A 21,021-nucleotide genomic window follows, 5' to 3' on the forward strand; every position below is an offset into this window, starting at 1 on the left:
GTATCGTGCATCGTTCAGGTCATGAGGCATTCTGTGGCATTGCCCGCGTCACGCGGTTGCCGCGGTTGCACCTCGCGCAATCGTGCCCGCCTGGTCGCTTTTCAGCTGCCCGATGCCACCGACGCATACCGCCCACCGAAAAACACCAGCGGTGCGTGCTCGTCGAGCGCGAACATGCAAACTTCCCCGATAAAAAGCGTGTGATCGCCGCATGGATGCCGGTCGACGATGCTCGCCGCAAAACGTGCAACCGCGCGCTCGAGCAGCGCGACGCCGGGCATGCCGTCCACCGTCGCGAACGCCGGCGCGCCGCTGCCGGACAGATGCGCCTGCAGTTCGCCGGCGAAGTGACGACTGTGCGATTCCTGCTCGTTCGACAGCACGCTCACGCCGAACCGGTCGTCGTCCATCAACCGCTGATGCATGCGCGCGCGATGTGCGACCGAGACCACGATGAGCGGCGGCTTCAGCGAGCCCGACATGAACGCGTTGGCCGTCATCGCATGCAGCCGTTCTTCGGTGCCTGACGAAATCACCACCACGCCGGTCGCGAAACGACCCAGCGCATGCCGGAAACGGCGCTCGTCGAACGACGCGGCGTCGTGAGCCGCCGCATGCGGCGGCGATGCCGGCAGGGCCGCCTCGCGGCGGGATTCGTCGAACGGGAGCACGCGTGCGTTCATCGCGGCCTCACGAAGCCCGGCCGTACTGATCGTCGAAGCGCACGATGTCGTCTTCGCCGAGATAGGAACCCGATTGCACCTCGATGATCTCGAGCGGCGTCTTGCCGGGATTCTCGAGACGGTGCATGACGCCGAGCGGAATGTACGTCGACTCGTTCTCGCTCAGCAGGAAGATCTCGTCGCCGCGCGTCACGCGCGCCGTGCCGCGCACCACGACCCAGTGCTCCGCGCGATGATGATGCATCTGCAGCGACAGCCGGCCGCCCGGCTTCACGACGATGCGCTTCACCTGGAAGCGCTCCCCGCGATCGATCGAGTCGTAGCAGCCCCACGGCCGCTCCACCTTGCGGTGCTCCTGCGCTTCGCTTCCGCGCTGCGCCTTCAGCCTTCCGACGATCGCCTTCACGTCCTGCACGCGGTCCTTCGCGGCCACGAGCACGGCGTCGGCCGTCTCGACCACCACCACGCCCTGCACGCCGACACACGCGACGAGGCGGCCGTCCGAGTGCGCGAAGCTGTCGGTCGCGCCTTCGAACAGCACGCGGCCGCGCGCGACGTTACCCGCGCGATCCTTCTCCGAGACCTGCCACACCGCATCCCATGCGCCGACGTCCGACCAGCCCGCGACGAGCGGCACGACGACGCCCTGCAGCGCCGGATCCGTGCCGATGTGTTCCATCACTGCGTAATCGATCGAATCCGACGGGCACGCGGCGAACGCTTCGCGTGCGAGCTGCAATGCGTTGCAGCCGGCTTGCGGCAGCACCTTGGCGCCCGCAAACGCGTCGTTGCACGCGCGCGCGATTTCGGGGCTGCAACGCGCGATCGCGTCGAGCCACACCGACGCGCGTACGACGAAGATGCCGCTGTTCCACCAGTACTCGCCCGATGCGAGATAGTCCGCCGCGGTCGCTTCGTCCGGCTTCTCGACGAACGCGCCGATCGTGCGCGCGCGGCCGCCTGCCGCCGGTTCGCCATCGAGCAGGCTGATCGGCGTGCCGGTGCGGATGTATCCATATCCCGTTTCAGCGCGCGAAGGCGGCACGCCAAGCGTGACGATCGAGCCGCGCAGCGCGTGCACGACCGCCTCTTCGAGCGCGGCAAGAAACGCCATCCGATCGCCGATCAGATGATCGGCCGGCATCGCGATCAGCACCGGGTCTTCCATCGGCGGATCGTTCGCGGCGACGGGCGGCAGGTCCGCCTGCGCGGCGAGCGCCGCGACCGTCAGCGCGGGCGCCGTGTTGCGGGCCGCCGGTTCGAGCACGATGCGCGCATTCTGCGCAACGCGTTCGACTCGCTCAGTGGTCAGCAGACGCAGTTCCTCGCTGCACACGACGAGCGGCGCGAGCGTCTCGCAGGTGCTGCGTGGCATCGCAAATGCAGTCTCGCCGGAACGTGGAGCATCGCGCGGATCGTCGCGCCGCGCGAACAGGCCCTCGATACGGCGCATGGTGGCTTCGAGCAGCGACTCGTCGCCGAGAAGACCGATCAGCTGCTTGGGACAATGCTCGCGCGACAGCGGCCAGAGCCGCGTACCCGAGCCGCCCGCGAGAATCACCGGCCGCACGACGCAATGTCCCGCGGTGCCGCGCGCCGCACCTGCGAAGGCCAATGCCATATCGTTCATGCACTGCTCCCCTGATGCTTCAAGATTCCACGTTTTCGGCAGCGTCCGCCGTGGATGCCAACACGGCCTCCACTGCGTCGGTTGACCCGGTTGGTCGACTCACATGGCCGACTCATTTGCGCGATTCAACCAGACGCTCAGCACGCCTTTCTGTTCGACTGCACACACACATTCCCCCGACGAAACCAGCATCGCATACGGCGAAGCCACATCACGCGCATCGAGAATGCGTGCGCGTTCAACGCGCTTTGAGGACTTCCATCACCATCGGCTTCAGCCGATAGAACGGACTCCCCACTTTCATGCAGCACTCCGGCGAGCGGAACGTCAGACAGAAGAACAGCGCCAGCACGAGGCACGTTATCCGTCGTCTCGTGACCGCTCCGAACAGCGCGCGCGACGCGCGCTGCGGAGAAAATTCGAGCCATTTCGCGATGCGCGCACGCACCGCGCGCGGCAGCACGCGCAGCAGATCCGGCGGGCTCAACGATGCGCGCGCATCGACGAACAGGATCAGCAGATACGAGATCGTCATCGACGACAGCCAGCGACCCCAGTCGATCCCGAGCAGATACATCGGCGACGACGCGAGGAACAGGAACCCGAGCTGCCGCAGATGCGCGCCGAACAGGCCGGCGTCGTGCGCAATCTGTTCCGCGCCTTCCGCCGTGGCCGCATTCGCGCCCGTGCGCGCCACGCTCCATGCGGTGACGAGTACCAGCACGCCCGCGATGCCGGCGCCCGCAAGCCCCCAGATCCAGAATTCGCCCGCGAAAAACATCTGGAACACGCCCGACAGGTTCAGCATCGTGCTCCAGCCGATCGCCGAGATGCCGCCCGACGGCAGCGCATCGGTGCCTTGCGAGATCAGCAGACGGTCCGCCGCGCTCATCGCATGCCACATGTGATTCACCACGTCCGCGTTGCCCTTGAACATCGCGCAGAGGCTGAACAGCACGACTTCGAGTCCGATCGTCGCATCGACGATGCGGCGATACATCGGCCGCTCCGGACACAGCCGCGCCACACGGTTCGCGATCAGCCACGCAGCGGGATACGAGATGAACAGATACGCTTCGTGCACGAGCGGCAGAAACACGCTTTGCGCCGCGAAGAAAGCGATCAGCACACCTGCCCATGCGTTGCGACGCTGCGTGGTCGCCGCGGCGAACGTGAGGCTGTACAGCAGACAGTCGACGCCGAGCGCGATATGAAACACGATCTCCTTGCGAAAGAAGAACGCGTTACCCACCGCCATTTGAAAGAGACCGCCGGGCACCAGCACCGCGAGCGCCATCGCCGCGGCGCTGCGCGTCGGCGTTTTGCGCCAGGCCCACAGCAGCAGTGCGCTCAGCGCCGCGTAGTTCGCGAATACCAGCAGATTGACCGCGGCGACGTGATCGCTCGGCACGAGCATGTCGATCAGTTCGCCGCCCATGCCGCGGCGGATGAAGCCGCCGTCGTAGTTGATGAGCCACTCGGAGTAGGCCCACGGACTCCAGTTCAGATGCGCCGGATGTGACAGCGTCACGGTCCAGACGAGCGACACCGACAGACCGACGAGCAGGACCACCAGCCAGGAATAAGTACGCTTCATGCGCTCGACCCCGAAGAGCGTTGGATGCCGCGCTCCACCCCGATGGCGCGACGATGACAGGATGCTAGAAGACATCCGCGCATCGCGCCGTGCGATAGTGCACAGAACATCGCAAACTGCTACGCATGCCGATGCAAGGTCGGTGTTTCTGCGGGTCAATGAGTCAGTGCAAGCGCTGCTGGTCAATGCAGGCGCTGTGGCGTGCGGCCCGCGCGCCGGTCAGACAGACGCAGCAGCACGGCGTCTTCCCGCTCCGGCGTCACTGGCGCGGCAGGCGTGGCGCCGTGCGCGCCATCGCCATCGCTCGCGGCGAGCGTGGCGACGAGTCCATCCGGCACCGCGACGCGCGGTCTGCGATCGCCACCCGCTTGAGCCGCCGAACCGGCGGCGGCAGCAGGAACGCCCGCCGGCGACGCAACCCGCGCACGGCCCCCGTCAGGCGCGCGATACGTCGCGTCCAGCGCCGCATCGCGTGCACGCTGCGCGATGGTCGCGCGCTCGGTCTTCTCTTCCGCCGTCTCGCGCATGACCTCGAAGAGCCACGCTTCGGTATCGCGCATCACGTTTTCACGCGCCGTGCGCGTGAAAAGCGCGTGATCGAGCTTCGGCAGCAGACGGACTTCCATGCCCGGATAGCGGCGCAATGCGCGGCCCTCGGGACCGAAATGGATCTTCAGCTCTTCGAGACCGACATCGAACGCGCCGTAGAGGAGCCGCACCTGCACGCCCTTCTCGTGCAGCTCGTGCATCAGCGCCTGCACCGGATTGCCGTCGAGCTTCGCGAGACCGACTCGCGCGAGCGCGCTGCGGGTCCGCCGATGCATTGACTGCCAGCTACGTGTGGTGACCGCGCGCGCCGCGCGCAACGCATCCGCTTCGCCGCGCAGCGCCTCGCCCCACTTGCGCAGGCTGAACGCCGAGCGCCAGTAGAGCCGGCTCTGCGCGAACACCGGCGCGCCCGGCTGACGTTCGGCGCCATCCCACACGAACTTCTGCAGGTTCACGCCCACGCAACCGACGATCGCCGGATGCAGACGCGCCGCCTGCAAGCCATTGAACGCACCGCCGCACACGCCGATCACGACGATTCGCCGGTGGCCGCGCTGCGCGAGCCACGCGGCACCCGCCGCGACGTCGGCGCCCGACGCGTCCGCGTAGATCGTATCGAGCGTCACCTCGGGCGACAGCGGCGAGCTGTCGCCGAGACCCGCGAGATCCATCCGCAGCGATACGACGCCCTGCTGCGCGAGACGCCGCGCGAACAGCGTGAACATGCGTCCGTCGCCGGTGTGGTGACTCGCACCCGTGTTGCAGAACAGCACCGCCGGCAGCTCTGGATCGGTGCGGTCCGGAATGCATTGGATGCCGAAGTAATTGCCTGCCTGATACGGCACGCCGAACGACACTGGCGTCTCGCGCGCATCGGATGCGGCAAGCCTGAGCGCAGGAGCAAGCGCATGCACCCGGCTGCCGCCGGCCGCGCCCTCTTCTCCGCGCGCGCGGTCGCCGCGCATCGCATCGCCTTCGTGCGTGCTCGCTTTGCGCGCGCCGTCGGCGAGCCATTGCACGAGCGTGTCGAACGCTTCGCGCGGCGTCTCGCTGTACAGCGCTTCCGTGAGGAAACGGTCGCATTCGTCGAACGGCCCCGTCGTCACCCGGCAGTCGAGCGACTCGTAGCGGCTAGCGAGCGCCTTCACGCGCCCCTGATCGATCGAATCGAGAATCAGCGCGCGTTGCGCCGGACGCAGCGCGCCGTTGATCTCGCCGCGCGCGAGATCGATCGCGGACAGACGCGCCACGTCGTCGCCGTGAATGCCGAAGCCATAGGCATCGACATAGCCGGCGTTCTCGGGCAGCGGATCAGCATCGAAACCGGCGGGCGTGGTCAGCCAGCGTTGACGGTGCGCGCGCAGTTCGCGCACATAGAGACGACCGGAGGTGACGGGGGCGAGCAGCGCAAGCGAATGCACGTCGCCGCGCCGCTCGGCGACGCGCGCCGCCAGCAGCGCGCCGAGACGGAAACCGCACAGCGCAATCTCGGTAACGCCGGTGCGGGCCCGCAGCGTATCGATCGCGAGGCTGATGCTGTCGAGCCATGCAGCGAGACGGCCTGGGTCTTCCTCAACGCCTGCCGAGTCGCCGGTGCCCGGATAGTCGAAGCGCAGCGTCGCGAGTCCGTTCGCCGCGAGCTGCGCGGCCAGACGCCGCCAGCCGCGATGCGTGCACAGCTGGTCGTAGCCGAATGGCGCGCACAGCACCACGCCGCGCGAGCCGCGCGCGGCATGCAGCCAGCCGAAGCACTCGCCGAATACGATCGGTTCCATCCCCCGCTCAACCTCCCTCGATGCTGCTGATTCGTTTGATTCGTATGATTCGCCTGCCCTGCGTGCTGGGTGCCACCCGGTGCGCGGCACACTGACCGTGGTATTCAAGCAGGCCCGTTGCAAGGACACCGTTCGTCGGCCCACAAAGCCTTACAAGGCCGTGCGTGACAAGCGTGCGATTGCAGGCCGATGCGTCACAGTCAAACCATGCGATCGCCGGTCTGCACACGCGTGCGGCGCATCGCGAGCGCGGGCAGTTCCCGCACGAACGCGCGCAGCGGCGCCGACAGCGCGAGCGTGATGCCCAGGTTCACCGCGGCCATCACGAGCGCGGCCGCGGCCAGTTCGAGGAAGCCCGACAGCGCATCCGCGAGCAGCATCGCGACACCGAGGCAGGCCGCGTGCGGCAGCAGCACGCCGAGCAGCGTGCGGCCGCCGAGCTTCGCCGAGCGCACCAGCAGCGCGCCATCCACCAGCGAACGGCACAGCACCGCAAGCGCGGCGCCGACCAGTCCCAGCGTCGACAGGCCGAGCCACAGCATCAGCGCGAGGAGCGGCAGCTGGATCATGCTGATGCGCGCAGCGCGCCCCGGGTCGGCCTGTGCCTGCAGCAGCACGCGCACCACGCTCGCCGTGCTGCCCACCCACACCGCCAGCGCGAGCACGCGCCCCGCGGCAACGCCAGCGGTGGCGAGATCGTTGCCGACCCACCAAGCGAGGAACGGATGCAGCACGCAGATCGCGACGATGGTGGCCGGCGTCAGCACGCCCGCGACGAGCGCGATGCCCTGCCGCGTCAGCGCATGCGCATCGCTGCGCGACGACGCCGACAGGCGCGGAAACAGCGAACGCATCACCGCCGTGGGCAGCACCGCGAGACGGCTCACCAGGTTCTGAGGCGTCGCGTAGTACGCGACTTCGCGCGCGCCCATCATGCCGCCGATGAAAAGACGATCGAGACTCGTCGCGAGCGCTTCCGCCGCACCGCCGATCACGACCCACGCGCCGAAGCTGAACAGCTGGCGCACGATCGCGACGCTCGGCGTATGCCAGCGCGACAGGCCGAGCGAACGGCGCGTCGAGATCCACAGCACGATCCCGCTGAGCACGCGCGTGATCACCGCGGCGCCGATCACGACCGGCAGCGTCGGCGAAATAAAGTGCGCGGCCAGCAGCGGCACGCACTGGAACGACGCCATGCCGAGCACCTGGTTCAGGTTGAACACGCCGAAGCGGTCGGCGCCCGTCAGCGAACCGGCGAAGACCCAGGTGATATTGGCAAGCGGAATGGCGATCGCGAGCCACGGCAGGCTCGCGTAGATTTCATGGCTGAAACCCGGCGACAGATGCGCGAACCACGTCAGATAGACGAGTGCGCCGCCCAGCAGCAACACCGCGCCGATCACGCCGGTGATGAAGTTCATGCAGACCGCGCTGAAAAACACTTCCTCGAGCTGCGCGTGCGCGCGGTCGTGGCCTTGCCGGTCGGCATGCGCGTCGGAGTCGTGTTCGGCCGCGCAGGCGATCGAGATGCGGTTTTCGGTGGCGAGGCTGATGCCGAGATCGAGCACCCCGAAGTAGCCGATCACGGTCCACACGAGGTTCATCATCCCGTAGCGCTGCGCGCCGAGCGCGGACAGATAGCCCGGCACGGTGACGAGCGAGATGCCGATAGGCACCAGTGTTCCCGCCAGCGTGAGGCCGGCATTCTTCAAGATCCGCCTGTCCATCCGCTCCCCCGAGTGACGGCAATGCTGTGCGCTGCGGCCGCGGCCTTCGAATGTGGCCCGCGTGCCAATCGCATGCGATACAGGATTGTGCTTAATACGCCGGGCCGGTACCGTGCGTCCGCGCACGAACCGTGCACGGACGCAACGGTGGCATTGATCGCGGCAATCCGCGCGCTCAGGCCGGGCGTTCAGGCCGGGCGTTCAGGCCGTCACGACCGTCTCGCGATACACCGCCGCGACCTTCGCCGCGATCACGCGATTGTCGAAGTTCGAACGCGCATAGCGGGTACAGGTGCGCTCGTCCGGCAGTTTCGTGCGACCGAGCAGCGCATCGGCGATGCCCGCGCCGATCGCGTCGTAGCCCATCGACTGGAACACCAGCTCCGGCGACAGCGGCGCGACCGCCTCCGGCAGCCCGCCCACGGGCGTCACCAGCACCGGCGTGCCGGCCGCGAGCGATTCGATCGTCGTGAGGCCGAAGCCTTCCAGCGCGAGGCTCGGCACGACCGAAATGTCGGACGCGCGGTACCACAGCGGCAACTTCGCGTCGGGTACGTAGCCCGCGAGCTGCACGTGGTTCTCCAGTCCGCGCGCGACGAGCCGCTCGTGCAGCGCGTCTTCGAGCGGTCCCTTGCCTGCGATCACGAGCAGCGCATCGGGCACTGCCTGGCGCACGACGAACATCGCGTCGATCAGTTCTTCGAGGCCCATGCGCGCGACCAGCCGGCGGATGCAGAACACGATCGGCCGGTCGGCCGGCAGGCCGAGCTGCTTGCGCGCCCGCGCCTTCGCGACGCGGATCGCGAAACGCGAAACGTCGACGCAGCCGGGCACGATGCGGATCGTCTCTTCCTTCACGCCATAGCGTTCCTGCAGCACGTTGCTGAACGCCTGCGACAGCACGATGTGCCGCGTCGCATGCCGGTAGACGGATTTTTCCAGCGCGTGGCGCGCGATCAGCGACGCGCGGCTGCCGCCCTCCACGCCCGATTCGTCGGCCCATGGTCCATGGAAATGCACGACGCGCGGCGTCTTGCGGAAGAGGCCCAGCGTCGGCGCCGCGTACAACGCGAAGTGCGACGCGACGATATCTGGCGCGTGCGCGCGCTTGAGGCGCCGCGACTGCGCGCGCGCATGCCACATGCGCTGGTCGAGGCGCGCGCCCGGTTCCGCGAACGCGAGCACGCGGCCGCCCGAATCGCGTTCGACGTCCGTCGAGCCCGCGACGAGGCCGCGCGTATTCACGCCCTGCGAAGGCAGCGTTTCGACGAGCGCCTTGAACATGCGTTCGAGCCCGCCCGGCCGCTCGCCGAACCAGTGCATGCCGATCTGCAGCGAATCGAGAGCCTCGCTCATGACACCGCCGTCACAGTGCCGGCCTTGCCGACCGCCGGATCACCCGCGCGCACGGCTTGCGGCGAGCGCCGCCCCGCGACCACGTCGTCGTAGAGCGACAGGTAGCGGCCCGCCATCCGTTCCCAGCTGAGCGTCGCTGCGAGCTTGCGCGCCGCCTCGCCCATCGCGCGGGCACGCGCCGGGTCGCCGGCGATCGATCCGATCGCGGCCGACAGCGCGCCGATGTCTTCCGGGTTGTCGAGCACCACGCCGCAGTCGCTGCCGATCACTTCCGCACCGCCCGCCGTCGCCACCGTCACCACCGGCAGCGCGCTCGCGAGCGCTTCCAGCAGCACGAGGCTCATCGCCTCATAACGTGACGGAAACACGAACGCGTCGACCGAGCGCATCAGCGCCGGCATGTCGCGCACGAAGTCGGTGAAATGCACGCGGTCGGCTACGCCCAGTTCGGCGGCGAGCGCCGGATAGCGGCTGTTGCGCAGCGCGCCGGCCACCACCAGATGCACGTGGTCCGGGGTCGTGCGCAACGCGTGCAGCACCGCGTCGAGATTCTTGCGCGGCACCCGCAGGTCGCCCGCGAACAGCAGCAGGAACGCGTCCTTCGGCAAATCGAAGCGTTCGCGCTGCGCGAGGCCCGGCGCGAACTCGCACAGGTCGACGCCATTGTGGATCACACGCAGGCTGCGCTCGTCGGCGCCGGTGGCGCGCACTTCTTCGGCCACCTTCTGAGACACCGGCACGACCACGCGCGACGCGCGAAACGCGCGGCGTTCGCACCACATGTTCACGCGGGTGAACAGCCACTGGTAGGTGTCGTACGCGCGCTTCAACGGCTTGAACGGATAGAAGCCGCAGCGATACCAGCCGTCGTGCACAAAGTGCACCGAGTTCACGTCGGCATTCGCCCAGGTGATGAAGCCGTTCACGTGGATCACGTCGAACTCCTGACGATGCCGGCGGATCCACGCGCTGCTCTTCAGCGCGAACATCTGGTACTTGAGCAGCGAACTGGGCAGCGCGCTCTCGCGCACCTGCACGAAACGCAGATGCGGATGCGGCAGCAGCACAGGCGCGACGCGCGAGCCGAGCACGGTCACGAAGTGGCCCGCATCGAGCGCCGCGCGCACGATCTCGTAGTTGACCCGCCCTTGCCCATCGTGATTGCCCACCACATGGGTGACGATCAGTATTCTCATGGTGCTCCCCCGCGCTGTGCGCCTGGCGGCGTGCGCTAGATCGTTGGTTGTGTAGTGCGTTGCAGCGGCCGCGTGGCGCCGGACGCATGCATGCCGTACTGCGTGACGGTCATCCCGCTCGCCGGCTGCATGCCCTGCTGTTTCGTCTGCCCGCCGGCCGTTTTTCTGCCGCGCGCACCCGCTGGCGACGCGGCGTTCGACCCGCGCTCGCGCGCATAGCGCAGCGCGTTGACCGGCATCACGACACTGATGAAGAAGAACATGCCCGACGCCGCGACGAGCGTGTTCGAGAACACCATCATCGTCAGCACCGCGAACGCCGAGCCGACGCCCGACATCCCGAAGCGGTCCTCCGGACGGCGGCGCGTCGCGGTGAACGCGCGCGACAGCGCGAGAAACACGCCCGACACGTACAGCAGCGAGCCCGGCCAGCCCATTACGTACGGCACTTCCATCAGGCCGCTGTCGAACACGCCGATCGTCTTCGACGAGGTGTCCACCAGCTTGCTCGCGAGACCCGTCGTGCCGAAGCCCTGGCCGGTGATGTCGGTGAGCGCGGTGGAGAGAAAGCCGCTGTAGAAATCGGCGCGCGCCTGGAAGCTGTTGTCGTCGTTCAGGTTCTGCACCGTCTCGAGCCGCTTCGTGAAGTGGTCGGTGATCTCGTTGAAGAACAGCACCGGCGTGCACAGCACGACGAGACCGAACACGCTCGCAAAGAGGCGGATGCGGCTCTTCAGGTCGAGCATCGCGACCGGATAGATGAGCCCGATCAGGAGGCCGCCCCACGCGCTGCGCACCGACGTGAACATCAGTGCCGGCAGCGCGAGCCCGGCCGCGACCCGCTGCCAGCGGCGCGCCGCGAGCGACATCAGGAGGCAGATCATCGCGGTATTCGCGAACGGACCCGACGAGTTCATCGTGCTCGATACGCGCATCATGAACGGCACCGCGTCGCCTTCCGAATGCATGCCCGACGCGAGCAGCCAGTACGCGTCCCACGGCAGCGGATTGACGAATTCGTAGATGCCGTACGCGCCCATCAGCGCCGCGCCCCACACGAAGGTCTTCAGCAGCACGCGCTGGTAGTTCGGGTGTTCTTCCCACGTCGCGACGAGGCGAAAGCCGATCAGCGCCGGCAGCATGCTGCCCACCGCCGCGAATGTCGCGGCCGGAATGCCCGCGCGCGTCACGCCGATCAGATACGCGTACAGCAGGCCGAGCAGCACCAGCACGAGCGGCGCCGCACGGCGCTGGCCGAGCATGTTGAAGTTGGTGATCAGCGTGAAGCCCGAGATCGCCGACACGATCAGCGGCGCGGTCATCGTCAGGCTCACGGGGTTGAAGCCGCCCGCGAAGTAGTCGCCGATGCGCCGGATCTCCGGGGTCAGGAAGAACACCCAGCACACGAAACCCAGATAGTGAGCGGGATGCCAGCGGTAGAGCCACAGCGCGATGCCGAGCGACAGCACCGGAAACACGTACTCGACGAGCCGTCCCTGATGCGCAAAGCCGAGCGCGAACATCAGCACGAACAGCGCGATCGGCACGCTCACCGGGCCGAACAGGCGCCGTTTCGGCCGGCGCGCGACAAAACGCTCCACCGTCCCTGCGGGTGCCACCGGCGGCCGCCAGCGCAGCTTCGACGCAACCGCATCCACGTGCAGGCGCCCGCCCGTCGTCGCGAGCGCGCCGCCGCCGCCGCGCCGCGGCGCCGCATGACCGTCCGGGTCCGCGGTATGCGACGCATGCGAGGACGAGGCTTCGGCGGACGAGGCCCGGCCATGTTCCAGATGGTGGGATTCGGGTGCGGCGTGCTGGGCTGGGTTCGACCCGGTGTTTCCGGTAGAACCCGCGGCAGCGCTGTCGTCCACGCCGTCGCGCGGGTTGGCGCGCCCCGTGGCGCGCCCGGAATCAGGGCTCACTGCCGCGGCTCACAGCAGTTCGAAGCTGTTGACGACCGACAGCCGGCCCCGGTCGCGCCGCAGCGAACCGAAGAGCGGCTGCGCGGTGCCGCGCGCGGGACGGCGCAGGCCGATATAGGCCGTGCCGTGCTCGAGAAACGGGCCATCCGTCTTACGAAAGCCGAACTGCTCATAGAACGCGCGCAGGCCGACCGGCGCGTTGATGCGCACGGTGCGCGACGGCCAGCGGTTGCCGATTGCCTGCAGCGCGCGTTCGATGAGGATTTCGGCGGTGCCGTCGCCGCGCCGCACGGGGCTCGTGAGCACCTTGTCGACGATCACTTCCGGGTCTTCGAGGTCGCCCGGCTGGATGCGGGCGTAGGCCATGATCGGCATTGGACGGGTCAGGTCCTCTGCGGCAAACAGATGAAGCGCGTCGGCATCGTGGCCGTCGGCATCGAGGTGGACATGCGATTGTTCTACAACGAACACTGCGCTGCGTGCGCGTAGGATCAGATACAGCTCGCGCGCCGTGAGTTGGTCAAACTCCAGCGTCTTCCAGTTCATCACGACTCTCCCCTTTTTGACCGGAGTTGGCCTTCAACGCTTGTTCCGGTCCCATGCAAGATGGTTGCTGCAATTTGTTGGCGCAGGTGCTTCCCATGCCGTGGCCTGTGGTCTTGCAAGCCATGACCGAACAGTACTTCCCGCGGGGGTCGGATTTCCGTGCGGGAACGCACCGACGCTGACGCTTGACAATTCGTTTAATACGTCCAACTCGTGCAGCCACCATCGACGGCACCCCGTCACCCGGCACGCTGCACATCGGACCCGCCAGCGCACAGCGGGCGCCGAACACCAAGTGGCGCGATTCATGATTCACGAGGGGTTCCACTCCATGAAAACTGCACTGCGACGCATCCTTTCCGAATCGGCTCGTCTCGACGTTTCGCCGGATACCCTCGCCGATGACGCCGACCTGTACGCAGCCGGACTGTCGTCGCTCGCGACCGTCCACATCATGCTCGCGATCGAAGACGAATTCGGCATCGAGATTCCCGACCGCATGCTCACGCGCAGGCTCTTTTCCAGCATCGATTCGCTCGCCGCGGCCGTGACCGAACTGCAGCAGGCCAAGGCGGCAGCATGAACACCCCGTTGAAGCAGGACGCGAACGCGTCCGCGGAAACGCTTGCCCGCGCATCCAGCGGCGGCGCCGTGAATGCGGCGCTCGCGGCGGTCGAGATCGAGCCCGGCTGGCGCGCTGCCGCACGCCGCGTGGCCGAAGTCGCCGCGCAGCACGCGGATGCCGTCGACCGCGAGGCCCGCTTCCCGTTCGAGGCGTTCGATGCAATCCGTCGCGAGCGGCTGCTCTCGACGCTGGTGTCGGCCGAATTCGGCGGCGACGGGCTGTCGCTCGCGGACGTCGCAACGATCTGCGAGATCCTCGCGCAAGGCTGCGCGTCGACCGCGATGGTCTATGCGATGCACCAGATCCAGGTGGCCTGCATCCAGGAGCACGGCAGCGACGTGCCCTGGCAGCGCGAACTGCTCGCCGAGCTGGTCGCGAAGCAATGGCTGCTTGCGTCGGCAACGTCCGAAGACACCATCGGCGGCAACATGCGCACCAGCGCGTGCGCCGTCGAAACGAACGACGGACGCTTCCACATCGAGAAGCTCGCGCCGACCATCTCGTATGGCGCGCACGCCGACGGCATTCTCGTCACGTCGCGCCGCACGGCCGAATCCGCCGCCGGCGATCAGGTGCTGATCGTCGCGATGCAGGAAGCGGCATCCGGCAGCGCAACCGACTGCGTGCGCCTCGAAAAGCGCAACGGCTGGGACTCGATGGGCATGCGCGGCACCTGCAGCGAGGGCTTTCGCCTCACCGCCGACGGCGTCGCCGGGCAGATCCTGCCCACGCCGTTCGCGCTGATCGCGGACCAGACCATGCTGCCGGTCTCGCACATCCTGTGGGCGTCGGTCTGGACCGGCGTCGCGACGGACGCGGTGAACCGCGCGAAGGCGTTCTTCCGCGCCCAGGCGCGGGCGAAACCGGGCACGGTGCCGCCGTCGGGCATGCGGCTCGCGGAAGCGGTCGGCCTGCTGCAGATGATGCAGGCGCGCCTCTCGATCGCGCTGGATGCCGCACGGACAGCGCATCAAACGAGACAGAGCGGATGCCAGGCGGACCAGCCGCTGTCGGCGATGCTCGGTTTCGCGTCGGACATGAATACGCTGAAGACCAGCATTTCGACGACGGCCATCCAGGTCGTCCAGGAAGTGCTGATGATCTGCGGGATGGCGGGCTACAAGAACGGCACTGATTACAGCGTGGGACGACACCTGCGCGATCTGTATTCAGCACCCCTGATGATCAACAACGACCGCATCGCGCAAAACACCGCCAGTCTGCTGCTCGCGCAGCGGCCGGCCGCTCCGGGGAGAGCATGAATGAACACGATGACCGATACCGCGGTGCTCGAGCACCGCGTGGAAGCTGACGCGGGTACCGACGCACGTAGTGACGCGCCGACGTTCCGCGACGAGCTGCTCGCCGCCGGGCTCCTGATCGATACGGGCGAAAACGGCCTCTACGGCCGCAGCCAGGTATTCGAGGACGTGATCGACCGCCTGAACGCCGCGATCACGCATCTGGGTGCAGACCAGGCGCCCGAATTCCTGCGGTTTCCGCCGGCGATGCGCCGCACGGACTTCGAGGACAGCGAATACCTGAAGAGCTTCCCGAATCTCGCCGGTACGATCCATTCGTTCTGCGGCAACGACAGCGGCCATCAGCGCCTGCTGCGCTGCCTCGACGACGCGATGGACAGGAGCGACGACGACCGCGACGACGAATGGATGGCGCAGCAGAAGCCGACCCGCGTCGTGCTGACGCCGGCCGCCTGCTATCCCGTGTATCCGGTCATCGCGCGCCGTGGTCCGCTGCCCGAAGCAGGCCGCACCATCGACGTGATGTCGTACTGCTTCCGGCACGAGCCGTCGCTCGACCCAGCCCGCATGCAGATGTTCCGCCAGCGCGAATACGTGCGGATCGGCACGCCCGAGCAGGTGATGGCGTTCCGCCAGATGTGGATCGAGCGCGGCTCGCTGCTGGTTTCGCTGCTGCAGTTGCCGGTAGAAGTGGACCTCGCGAACGACCCGTTCTTCGGCCGCGGCGGCAAGATCGTCGCCGACAGCCAGCGTGCGCAGGCGCTCAAGTTCGAACTGCTGATCCAGGTCGCGAACCCGGACGGCAAGACGGCCTGCCTGTCGTTCAACTATCACATGGAGCACTTCGGCGCGATCTGGAAGCTCGAATGCGCAGACGGCGCCGTCGCGCACACCGGTTGCGTCGGCTTCGGCATGGAGCGCATCACGCTCGCGCTGTTCCGCCATCACGGCCTCGACGTGAACGCATGGCCGGACGACGTGCGCGCGCTGCTGTGGGGCGACACCGAGGCGCGCGTGGCGCGCGGTCTCGCCGGAGCGGGCGCATGAACCCGCCGTCCTCCGCACTCCAGAGCCAACCCGAACCCGCCTCGCCGATGAACCGCCCCGCCACCACGCCGAGCATGCCGCGCACTCCGCGCACGCACGTGTCGCACGCGCTGCATCAGGGCGATCGCGTGTGGCAGGAGACCAACTGCTACGTCGACATGTGGATCGAGCTGCTGCACGGTCTCGGGTTCGATCCGACCGCGGCGTTCGGCTTCACGGTGACGCAGGACTTCGAGGGCGACCAGTTCACGTTCTTCAAGTTTCCGCTCGAGGATCTGGACCGCCTGTATGGCATCCAGGCGCAGGAGCTCGCGATCTACGACTCGCTCGAAGACCGCGTGCTCGCGCAGACGCTGCGCGGCAACACGGTGCTGGTCGAGGTGGACGGCTTCTATCTGCCGAACACGCGCGCGACCTCGTACCGCCGCGAGCATCCGAAGACGACGATCGGCGTCGATTTCATCGATCCGGTGAGCCGCTCGCTCGGCTACTTCCACAACACCGGCTACCACCGGCTCGACGGCGAAGACTACGACGGCGTGTTCCGCCGCCTGCCGGAGCTGTGCGGCCGCAGCGAACTGCTGTTCCCGTACGTCGAGTTCGCGAAGCAGGTGCGCCCGGCGCTGGAAGGCGTGGAGCTCGCGGAGGCGTCGGCGGACCTGTTGTGCGCGCATCTGACGCGCCGGCCGCTGCGCAACCCGATCACGCAATGGCGCGCGACCTTCCCGACGCATCTGGACAAGCTGCTGGAGCGCGGCGAGCCATTCTTCCATCCGTACTCGTTCAACCTGATGCGACAGCTCGGCGCGAACTTCGAGTTTCTGTCGAAGTACCTGCTGTGGCTGAAGTCGCAGGGCTTCGACATGCCGCCCGCGATTCCCGCCGCCGCGCAGCAGATCGCGTCCGAAGCGATGGTGATGCAGTTCCGCCTCGTGCGCGCGATGGCGCGCGGCCGGCGCGACCTGTGCGACGACTGCTTCGACGTGCTGGAAGCCGCGTACGACGCGACGCTGCCGCCGCTCGTCGAGCTGGTGCGCTGATCTGCCAGTGCCGATGCAAGCCGTTCTGCAGGCCCTGGGAGGCCCTGGTGGCGCCGAATCCGCTTCGGGTGCGCCTGCGCCGCGCGCTTCCGCCGACGACGGCGCGATCGCCAGTGCGAACCGCACCGCGACTGTCTGGCCGCGTCCGCTCACGGTCGGCTGGCAGTGCGTGAGCACCGCGCCGGGCGCGTGCGCGAACCCTGCCGGCTGGCCTCGCGACGGCTGGATCGCCGCCGAGGTGCCCGGCACCGTCGCGTCCGCGTGGCGGGCCGCCGGTAAGCTCGACATCGAGCATGCGCCGCCGTTCGCGTTCCAGGATCACTGGTACCGCACTGCCGTCACGCTCGAAGGCCCCACGCGCGTGAGGCTGCATGGCCTCGCCACGCTGTGCGAAGTCTGGATCGACGACGCACGCGTGCTGACGTCCGATTCAATGTTCGAGTCGCACGATCTCGATCTCGACGTGCACGGCAGCGTGACGCTCGCGCTGTGCTTCCGCTCGCTCACGCCGCTGCTCGAAGCGCGCCGCTCCCGTGCGCGCTGGCGCCCGCGGCTGGTATCGCCGCCCACGTTGCGCAATGTCCGCACGACGCTGCTCGGCCATATGCCCGGCTGGTGTCCCGCCGTGCAGGCCGTGGGCCCATGGCGTCCCGTTGAACTGCTGGGCGATGCGCCGCACGCCTTCGATACCGTCGACCTCGCGACGCACATCGAAGGCGACGACGGCATCGTCGCGCTCACGCTGACCTTCGTGCGCCCTCAGCACGACGGCAGCGCGCAGGACGCAAAGGACGCAGCACTCATCTGCAGCGGCCACGAAGCCCGTCTCACGTGGACGGATGCGCGCACCCTGACCGGCACGCTGCGGGTCCCCAACGCCGAGCGCTGGTGGCCGCATACGCATGGCGCGCCCGCGCTGCACGACGTGACGCTGCGGCTTGGCACCGCGGCGTTCGCGCTCGGCGAGGTCGGGTTCCGCACGCTGGAGATCGATCGCGGCGCCGATGGCAACGGCTTCGCGATCCGCGTGAACGGCACGCCGGTGTTCTGCCGCGGCGCGTGCTGGACCAGCGCCGATCTCGTCACGCTGACGGGCAGCCGCGCGCAGCTTGAACACGCGTTCCAGCTCGCGAGCGAAGCCGGCATGAACATGCTGCGCGTCGGCGGCACGATGGTGTACGAGTCCGACTCGTTCTACGCGCTTGCCGCGAAGCACGGCGTTCTGGTGTGGCAGGATTTCGCGTTCGCGAACTTCGACTATCCGAACGACGACGCGTTTGCCGCATCGGTTGCGCGCGAAGCGACGCAGTTCCTCGCGCGCACACGCCGCTTCCCGTCGCTCGCCGTTCTGTGCGGCGGCAGCGAGATCGATCAGCAGGCCGCGATGTTCGGTCTGCCGCCCGAAATGCGGCGGCAGGCACTGTTCAGTGAACGCCTGCCCGCGATCGTCGCGGAACAGCGGCCGGACGTGCCGTATGTCGAGCATTCGCCGACGGGCGGCGCGTGGCCGTTCTCCACGCGCACCGGCGTCACTCACTATTACGGTGTCGGCGCGTACCAGCGGCCGCTCGACGACGCGCGCCGCGCCGGCGTGCGCTTCGCCGCCGAGTGCCTCGCGTTCGCGAACATCCCCGACGACGCGACGCTGCACGAAGGCCTCGGCACGGTCCACGCGCACGATCCGCGCTGGAAGACCGCCGTGCCGCGCGACCAGGGCGCGGGTTGGGACTTCGACGACGTCCGCGACCATTATCTGCGCACGCTATATGGCGTCGAGCCGGCGCGGCTGCGCTATGAAGACCCCGCGCGCTACCTGGCGCTGTCGCGCGCCGTGGTCGCCGAGGTGATGAGCGACGTGTTCGCCGAATGGCGCCGCGCGAGTTCGAGCTGCATGGGCGGGCTGGTCTGGCAGTTCCAGGATCTGCGCGCGGGCGCGGGCTGGGGCCTCGTCGATGCGCTCGGGCGGCCGAAGAGCGCGTGGCATGCGCTGTCGCAAACGTTTCAGCCGGTCCAGCTCGCGTTCACCGACGAAGGTCTCGACGGCCTCGATCTGCATCTGATCAACGAGACCGCGACGCCGCGCGACGCGGAGCTCGAACTCGTGTGCCTGCGCGATGGCGCGGTCAAGGTTGCGTCGGCGAAGCGCGAAGTCGAACTGCCGGCGCGCAGCACGCAGCGCCTGTCGGCCGCGGACGTGCTCGGCCAGTTCTTCGATTTCACGTTTGCGTACCGCTTCGGTCCGCTCGCGCATGAAGTCACGATAGCGACGCTACGTGACAAAACGACGGGCGGATTGATCGGCGAAGCGTTCCATCTGCCGGACCGACGCGCGGAGCAGCGTCACGATCTGGGACTGTCCGCGCGCGTGGAGCAGCACGCAAACGGTTGGCAGCTCGTGATCGAGGCAAAACGCTTCGCGCGTTATGTACATATCGAAGACGCGCACTACCGGGCCGCTTTGAACTGGTTTCACCTCGCGCCGAACCAGCCGCGCATCGTGCCGCTCGTTCGTCGCGACGACGTGCGTGCGGGGTCGCACACAGCAGCAAGCATCGGGCCATTTCACGAGGCCGTTCTCGCGAACGATACAAGTCGTGCACCCGACGGCGAAGTGCGCGCGATCAACTCAATCGGCCCGTGCTTCTATCGCTGAACATTTTTGCGCGCGGGCGCCGAAGCGTCGGCCGACCCGCCGATGCGTCCGACAAATGCGTGGAGACCCGCATGTTTCCTCACTCTTTAAAGTTTTTCGGGCCGCTGCCGATAAACCGGAAGTCACTCGTTCTCACGGCTTGCGAACCGAACCCGAAATTCGCATCTGTGCGGAAGCCAACCTAACGCATGTGGCATGAGTGAATCGTTTCTGCGCCACACCCCTCCGCCGGCCAAACAGTCGGCAAGTTGCTGTTTCAGTATCGAAGCAACCCCTCCAGGCCTCTTTCAGCAGGCAAAAAACCCCATATCCGTCAGCCACTTGCAGCGCATCAAATAAAGTAGTTTCGCAGAATGCGCAGCGCCCCCCCGTTTTGCAGATTTGAAACAAAAATCGGCGATTTGCCCCGAACGAAGGTGGCGTAACAGACGTTGCGCCGCATCAGGACTTGTTTTGCGCGTGATTGGCACAGTCCTCGCTAAATGGGAAGCGCAATAAAACAGCGCGACCGTTACACGATGTCAACTCAGGACGGCGCGCAGGTAACGGGGCCGGTGTTGTGTCCACGTCGCTTTGCCAGGCGACGTCGGAGGGGACGCACTACCGGATCAAAAATGAGAGGCTGCGCGAGGCGCGGCTCTGCGAGGACCGAATCATGTTGACCATCAAATCCGATCTGCACGGCAATCATCTTCTGGGCGCACTGCCGTCGCACGAGTGGCAAGCACTCACGCCGCATCTCGAGCTCGTCCATCTGCGGACCGAGCAGTTGCTGTGCGATGCAGGCCAGCGTATTCATCACGTGTACTTCCCGACGAGCGCGGTGATCTCGCTGCTCTCGACGATGGAAGACGGCGGCTCGGTCGAGATCGCCGCGGTCGGACGCGAAGGCATGACCGGTGTGCCGATCCTCACGGGCGGCGAAACGATGCCGAGCCGCGTGCAGGTGCAATGCTCGGGCTTCGCGTATCGCATGAGCGCGCAGGCCCTGCGCCAACACTTCTCGCGCTCGGACCTGTTCCGCCGCCTGATGCTTCTGTACATGCACGCCCTCCTCACCCAGGTCGCACAGACGGCAGCGTGCAACCGTCACCACTCGCTCAGCAAGCAGCTGTGCCGGTGGCTCCTGATAGAAGTCGACCGCGTTGCGTCGAACGATCTGACGGTCACGCAGCAGCTGATCGCCGACATGCTCGGCGTGCGCCGCGAAGGCATCACCGAAGCGGCCGGCCGTCTGCACGACGAAGGACTCATCCATCACAGCCGTGGCCATATCAAGGTGCTCGACCGCAAGGGTCTCGAAGCGCGCGCCTGCGAATGCTACGGTCTCGTGAAGCGCGAGTTCGACCGGTTGCTGCCGCGTCTGCAACAAGCCGAAGCCGTAGTCTGAGTCCTGCCCGGAGGCAGGGA

General features: G+C 67.4%; 15 protein-coding genes. 6 read left to right on the forward strand and 9 right to left on the reverse strand.

Translation table 11 applies throughout. The features are described from left to right. Positions 1–101 precede the first annotated feature (101 nt). The 9 genes from DVS29_RS03180 to DVS29_RS03220 form a co-directional block, all read right to left on the reverse strand. Complete coding sequence (locus tag DVS29_RS03180; protein WP_118178986.1) at positions 102–683, reverse strand: flavin reductase family protein; 582 nt, start codon at positions 681–683, stop codon at positions 102–104. A gap of 7 nt (positions 684–690) precedes the next feature. Then, positions 691–2,313 (reverse strand): mannose-1-phosphate guanylyltransferase/mannose-6-phosphate isomerase, encoded by a 1,623-nt coding sequence (locus tag DVS29_RS03185; RefSeq protein WP_118178987.1) that lies wholly within the window; start codon positions 2,311–2,313, stop codon positions 691–693. Between the two features lie 238 nt (positions 2,314–2,551). Further along, positions 2,552–3,910, reverse strand: a complete 1,359-nt coding sequence (locus DVS29_RS03190; RefSeq protein WP_118178988.1) for a hypothetical protein — start codon at positions 3,908–3,910, stop codon at positions 2,552–2,554. Between the two features lie 182 nt (positions 3,911–4,092). Beyond that, positions 4,093–6,234, reverse strand: coding sequence for a serine aminopeptidase domain-containing protein (locus DVS29_RS03195; protein ID WP_118178989.1), 2,142 nt, complete (start codon positions 6,232–6,234; stop codon positions 4,093–4,095). 200 nt (positions 6,235–6,434) lie between these two features. After that, positions 6,435–7,949 carry an oligosaccharide flippase family protein gene (locus DVS29_RS03200; protein ID WP_164707833.1) on the reverse strand — a complete coding sequence of 505 codons (1,515 nt, stop codon included), beginning with the start codon at positions 7,947–7,949 and terminating at the stop codon, positions 6,435–6,437. Positions 7,950–8,165: 216 nt separating this feature from the next. Next, positions 8,166–9,320: a glycosyltransferase family 4 protein gene (locus tag DVS29_RS03205; protein WP_118178991.1), complete on the reverse strand. Its 1,155-nt coding sequence runs from the start codon at positions 9,318–9,320 to the stop codon at positions 8,166–8,168. Continuing rightward, positions 9,317–10,516, reverse strand: coding sequence for a glycosyltransferase family 4 protein (locus DVS29_RS03210; RefSeq protein WP_118178992.1), 1,200 nt, complete (start codon positions 10,514–10,516; stop codon positions 9,317–9,319). The genes DVS29_RS03205 and DVS29_RS03210 overlap by 4 nt, the downstream gene beginning before the upstream one ends. Before the next feature lie 35 nt (positions 10,517–10,551). Beyond that, positions 10,552–12,438, reverse strand: a complete 1,887-nt coding sequence (locus DVS29_RS03215) for an O-antigen ligase family protein (protein ID WP_124800590.1) — start codon at positions 12,436–12,438, stop codon at positions 10,552–10,554. A 9-nt stretch (positions 12,439–12,447) separates the two neighbouring features. Next, a complete protein-coding gene (locus tag DVS29_RS03220) occupies positions 12,448–12,984 on the reverse strand; it encodes a GNAT family N-acetyltransferase (protein WP_118178994.1) in 537 nt (178 codons plus the stop codon). A gap of 331 nt (positions 12,985–13,315) precedes the next feature. Here DVS29_RS03220 and DVS29_RS03225 point away from each other — a divergent pair, with 331 nt between their 5' ends. The 6 genes from DVS29_RS03225 to DVS29_RS03250 all read left to right on the forward strand — a co-directional run bounded on the left by DVS29_RS03225 (position 13,316) and on the right by DVS29_RS03250 (position 21,001). Then, the gene (locus DVS29_RS03225) at positions 13,316–13,567 is read left to right on the forward strand and encodes an acyl carrier protein (RefSeq protein WP_118178995.1); all 252 of its coding nucleotides are present in this window, start codon (positions 13,316–13,318) and stop codon (positions 13,565–13,567) included. Continuing rightward, positions 13,564–14,871 (forward strand): acyl-CoA dehydrogenase family protein, encoded by a 1,308-nt coding sequence (locus DVS29_RS03230; RefSeq protein WP_118178996.1) that lies wholly within the window; start codon positions 13,564–13,566, stop codon positions 14,869–14,871. The genes DVS29_RS03225 and DVS29_RS03230 overlap by 4 nt, the downstream gene beginning before the upstream one ends. Next, positions 14,872–15,918, forward strand: a complete 1,047-nt coding sequence (locus tag DVS29_RS03235; RefSeq protein ID WP_118178997.1) for an amino acid--[acyl-carrier-protein] ligase — start codon at positions 14,872–14,874, stop codon at positions 15,916–15,918. Positions 15,919–15,965: 47 nt separating this feature from the next. Then, the gene (locus DVS29_RS03240) at positions 15,966–16,958 is read left to right on the forward strand and encodes a DUF1839 family protein (protein WP_420816064.1); all 993 of its coding nucleotides are present in this window, start codon (positions 15,966–15,968) and stop codon (positions 16,956–16,958) included. A gap of 13 nt (positions 16,959–16,971) precedes the next feature. After that, positions 16,972–19,611, forward strand: coding sequence for a glycoside hydrolase family 2 protein (locus tag DVS29_RS03245; RefSeq protein WP_164707834.1), 2,640 nt, complete (start codon positions 16,972–16,974; stop codon positions 19,609–19,611). Between the two features lie 655 nt (positions 19,612–20,266). Next, positions 20,267–21,001, forward strand: a complete 735-nt coding sequence (locus DVS29_RS03250) for a Crp/Fnr family transcriptional regulator (protein ID WP_118178999.1) — start codon at positions 20,267–20,269, stop codon at positions 20,999–21,001. Positions 21,002–21,021 lie beyond the last annotated feature (20 nt).

Source organism: Paraburkholderia phosphatilytica (assembly GCF_003443895.1).
GTDB lineage: Bacteria > Pseudomonadota > Gammaproteobacteria > Burkholderiales > Burkholderiaceae > Paraburkholderia > Paraburkholderia phosphatilytica.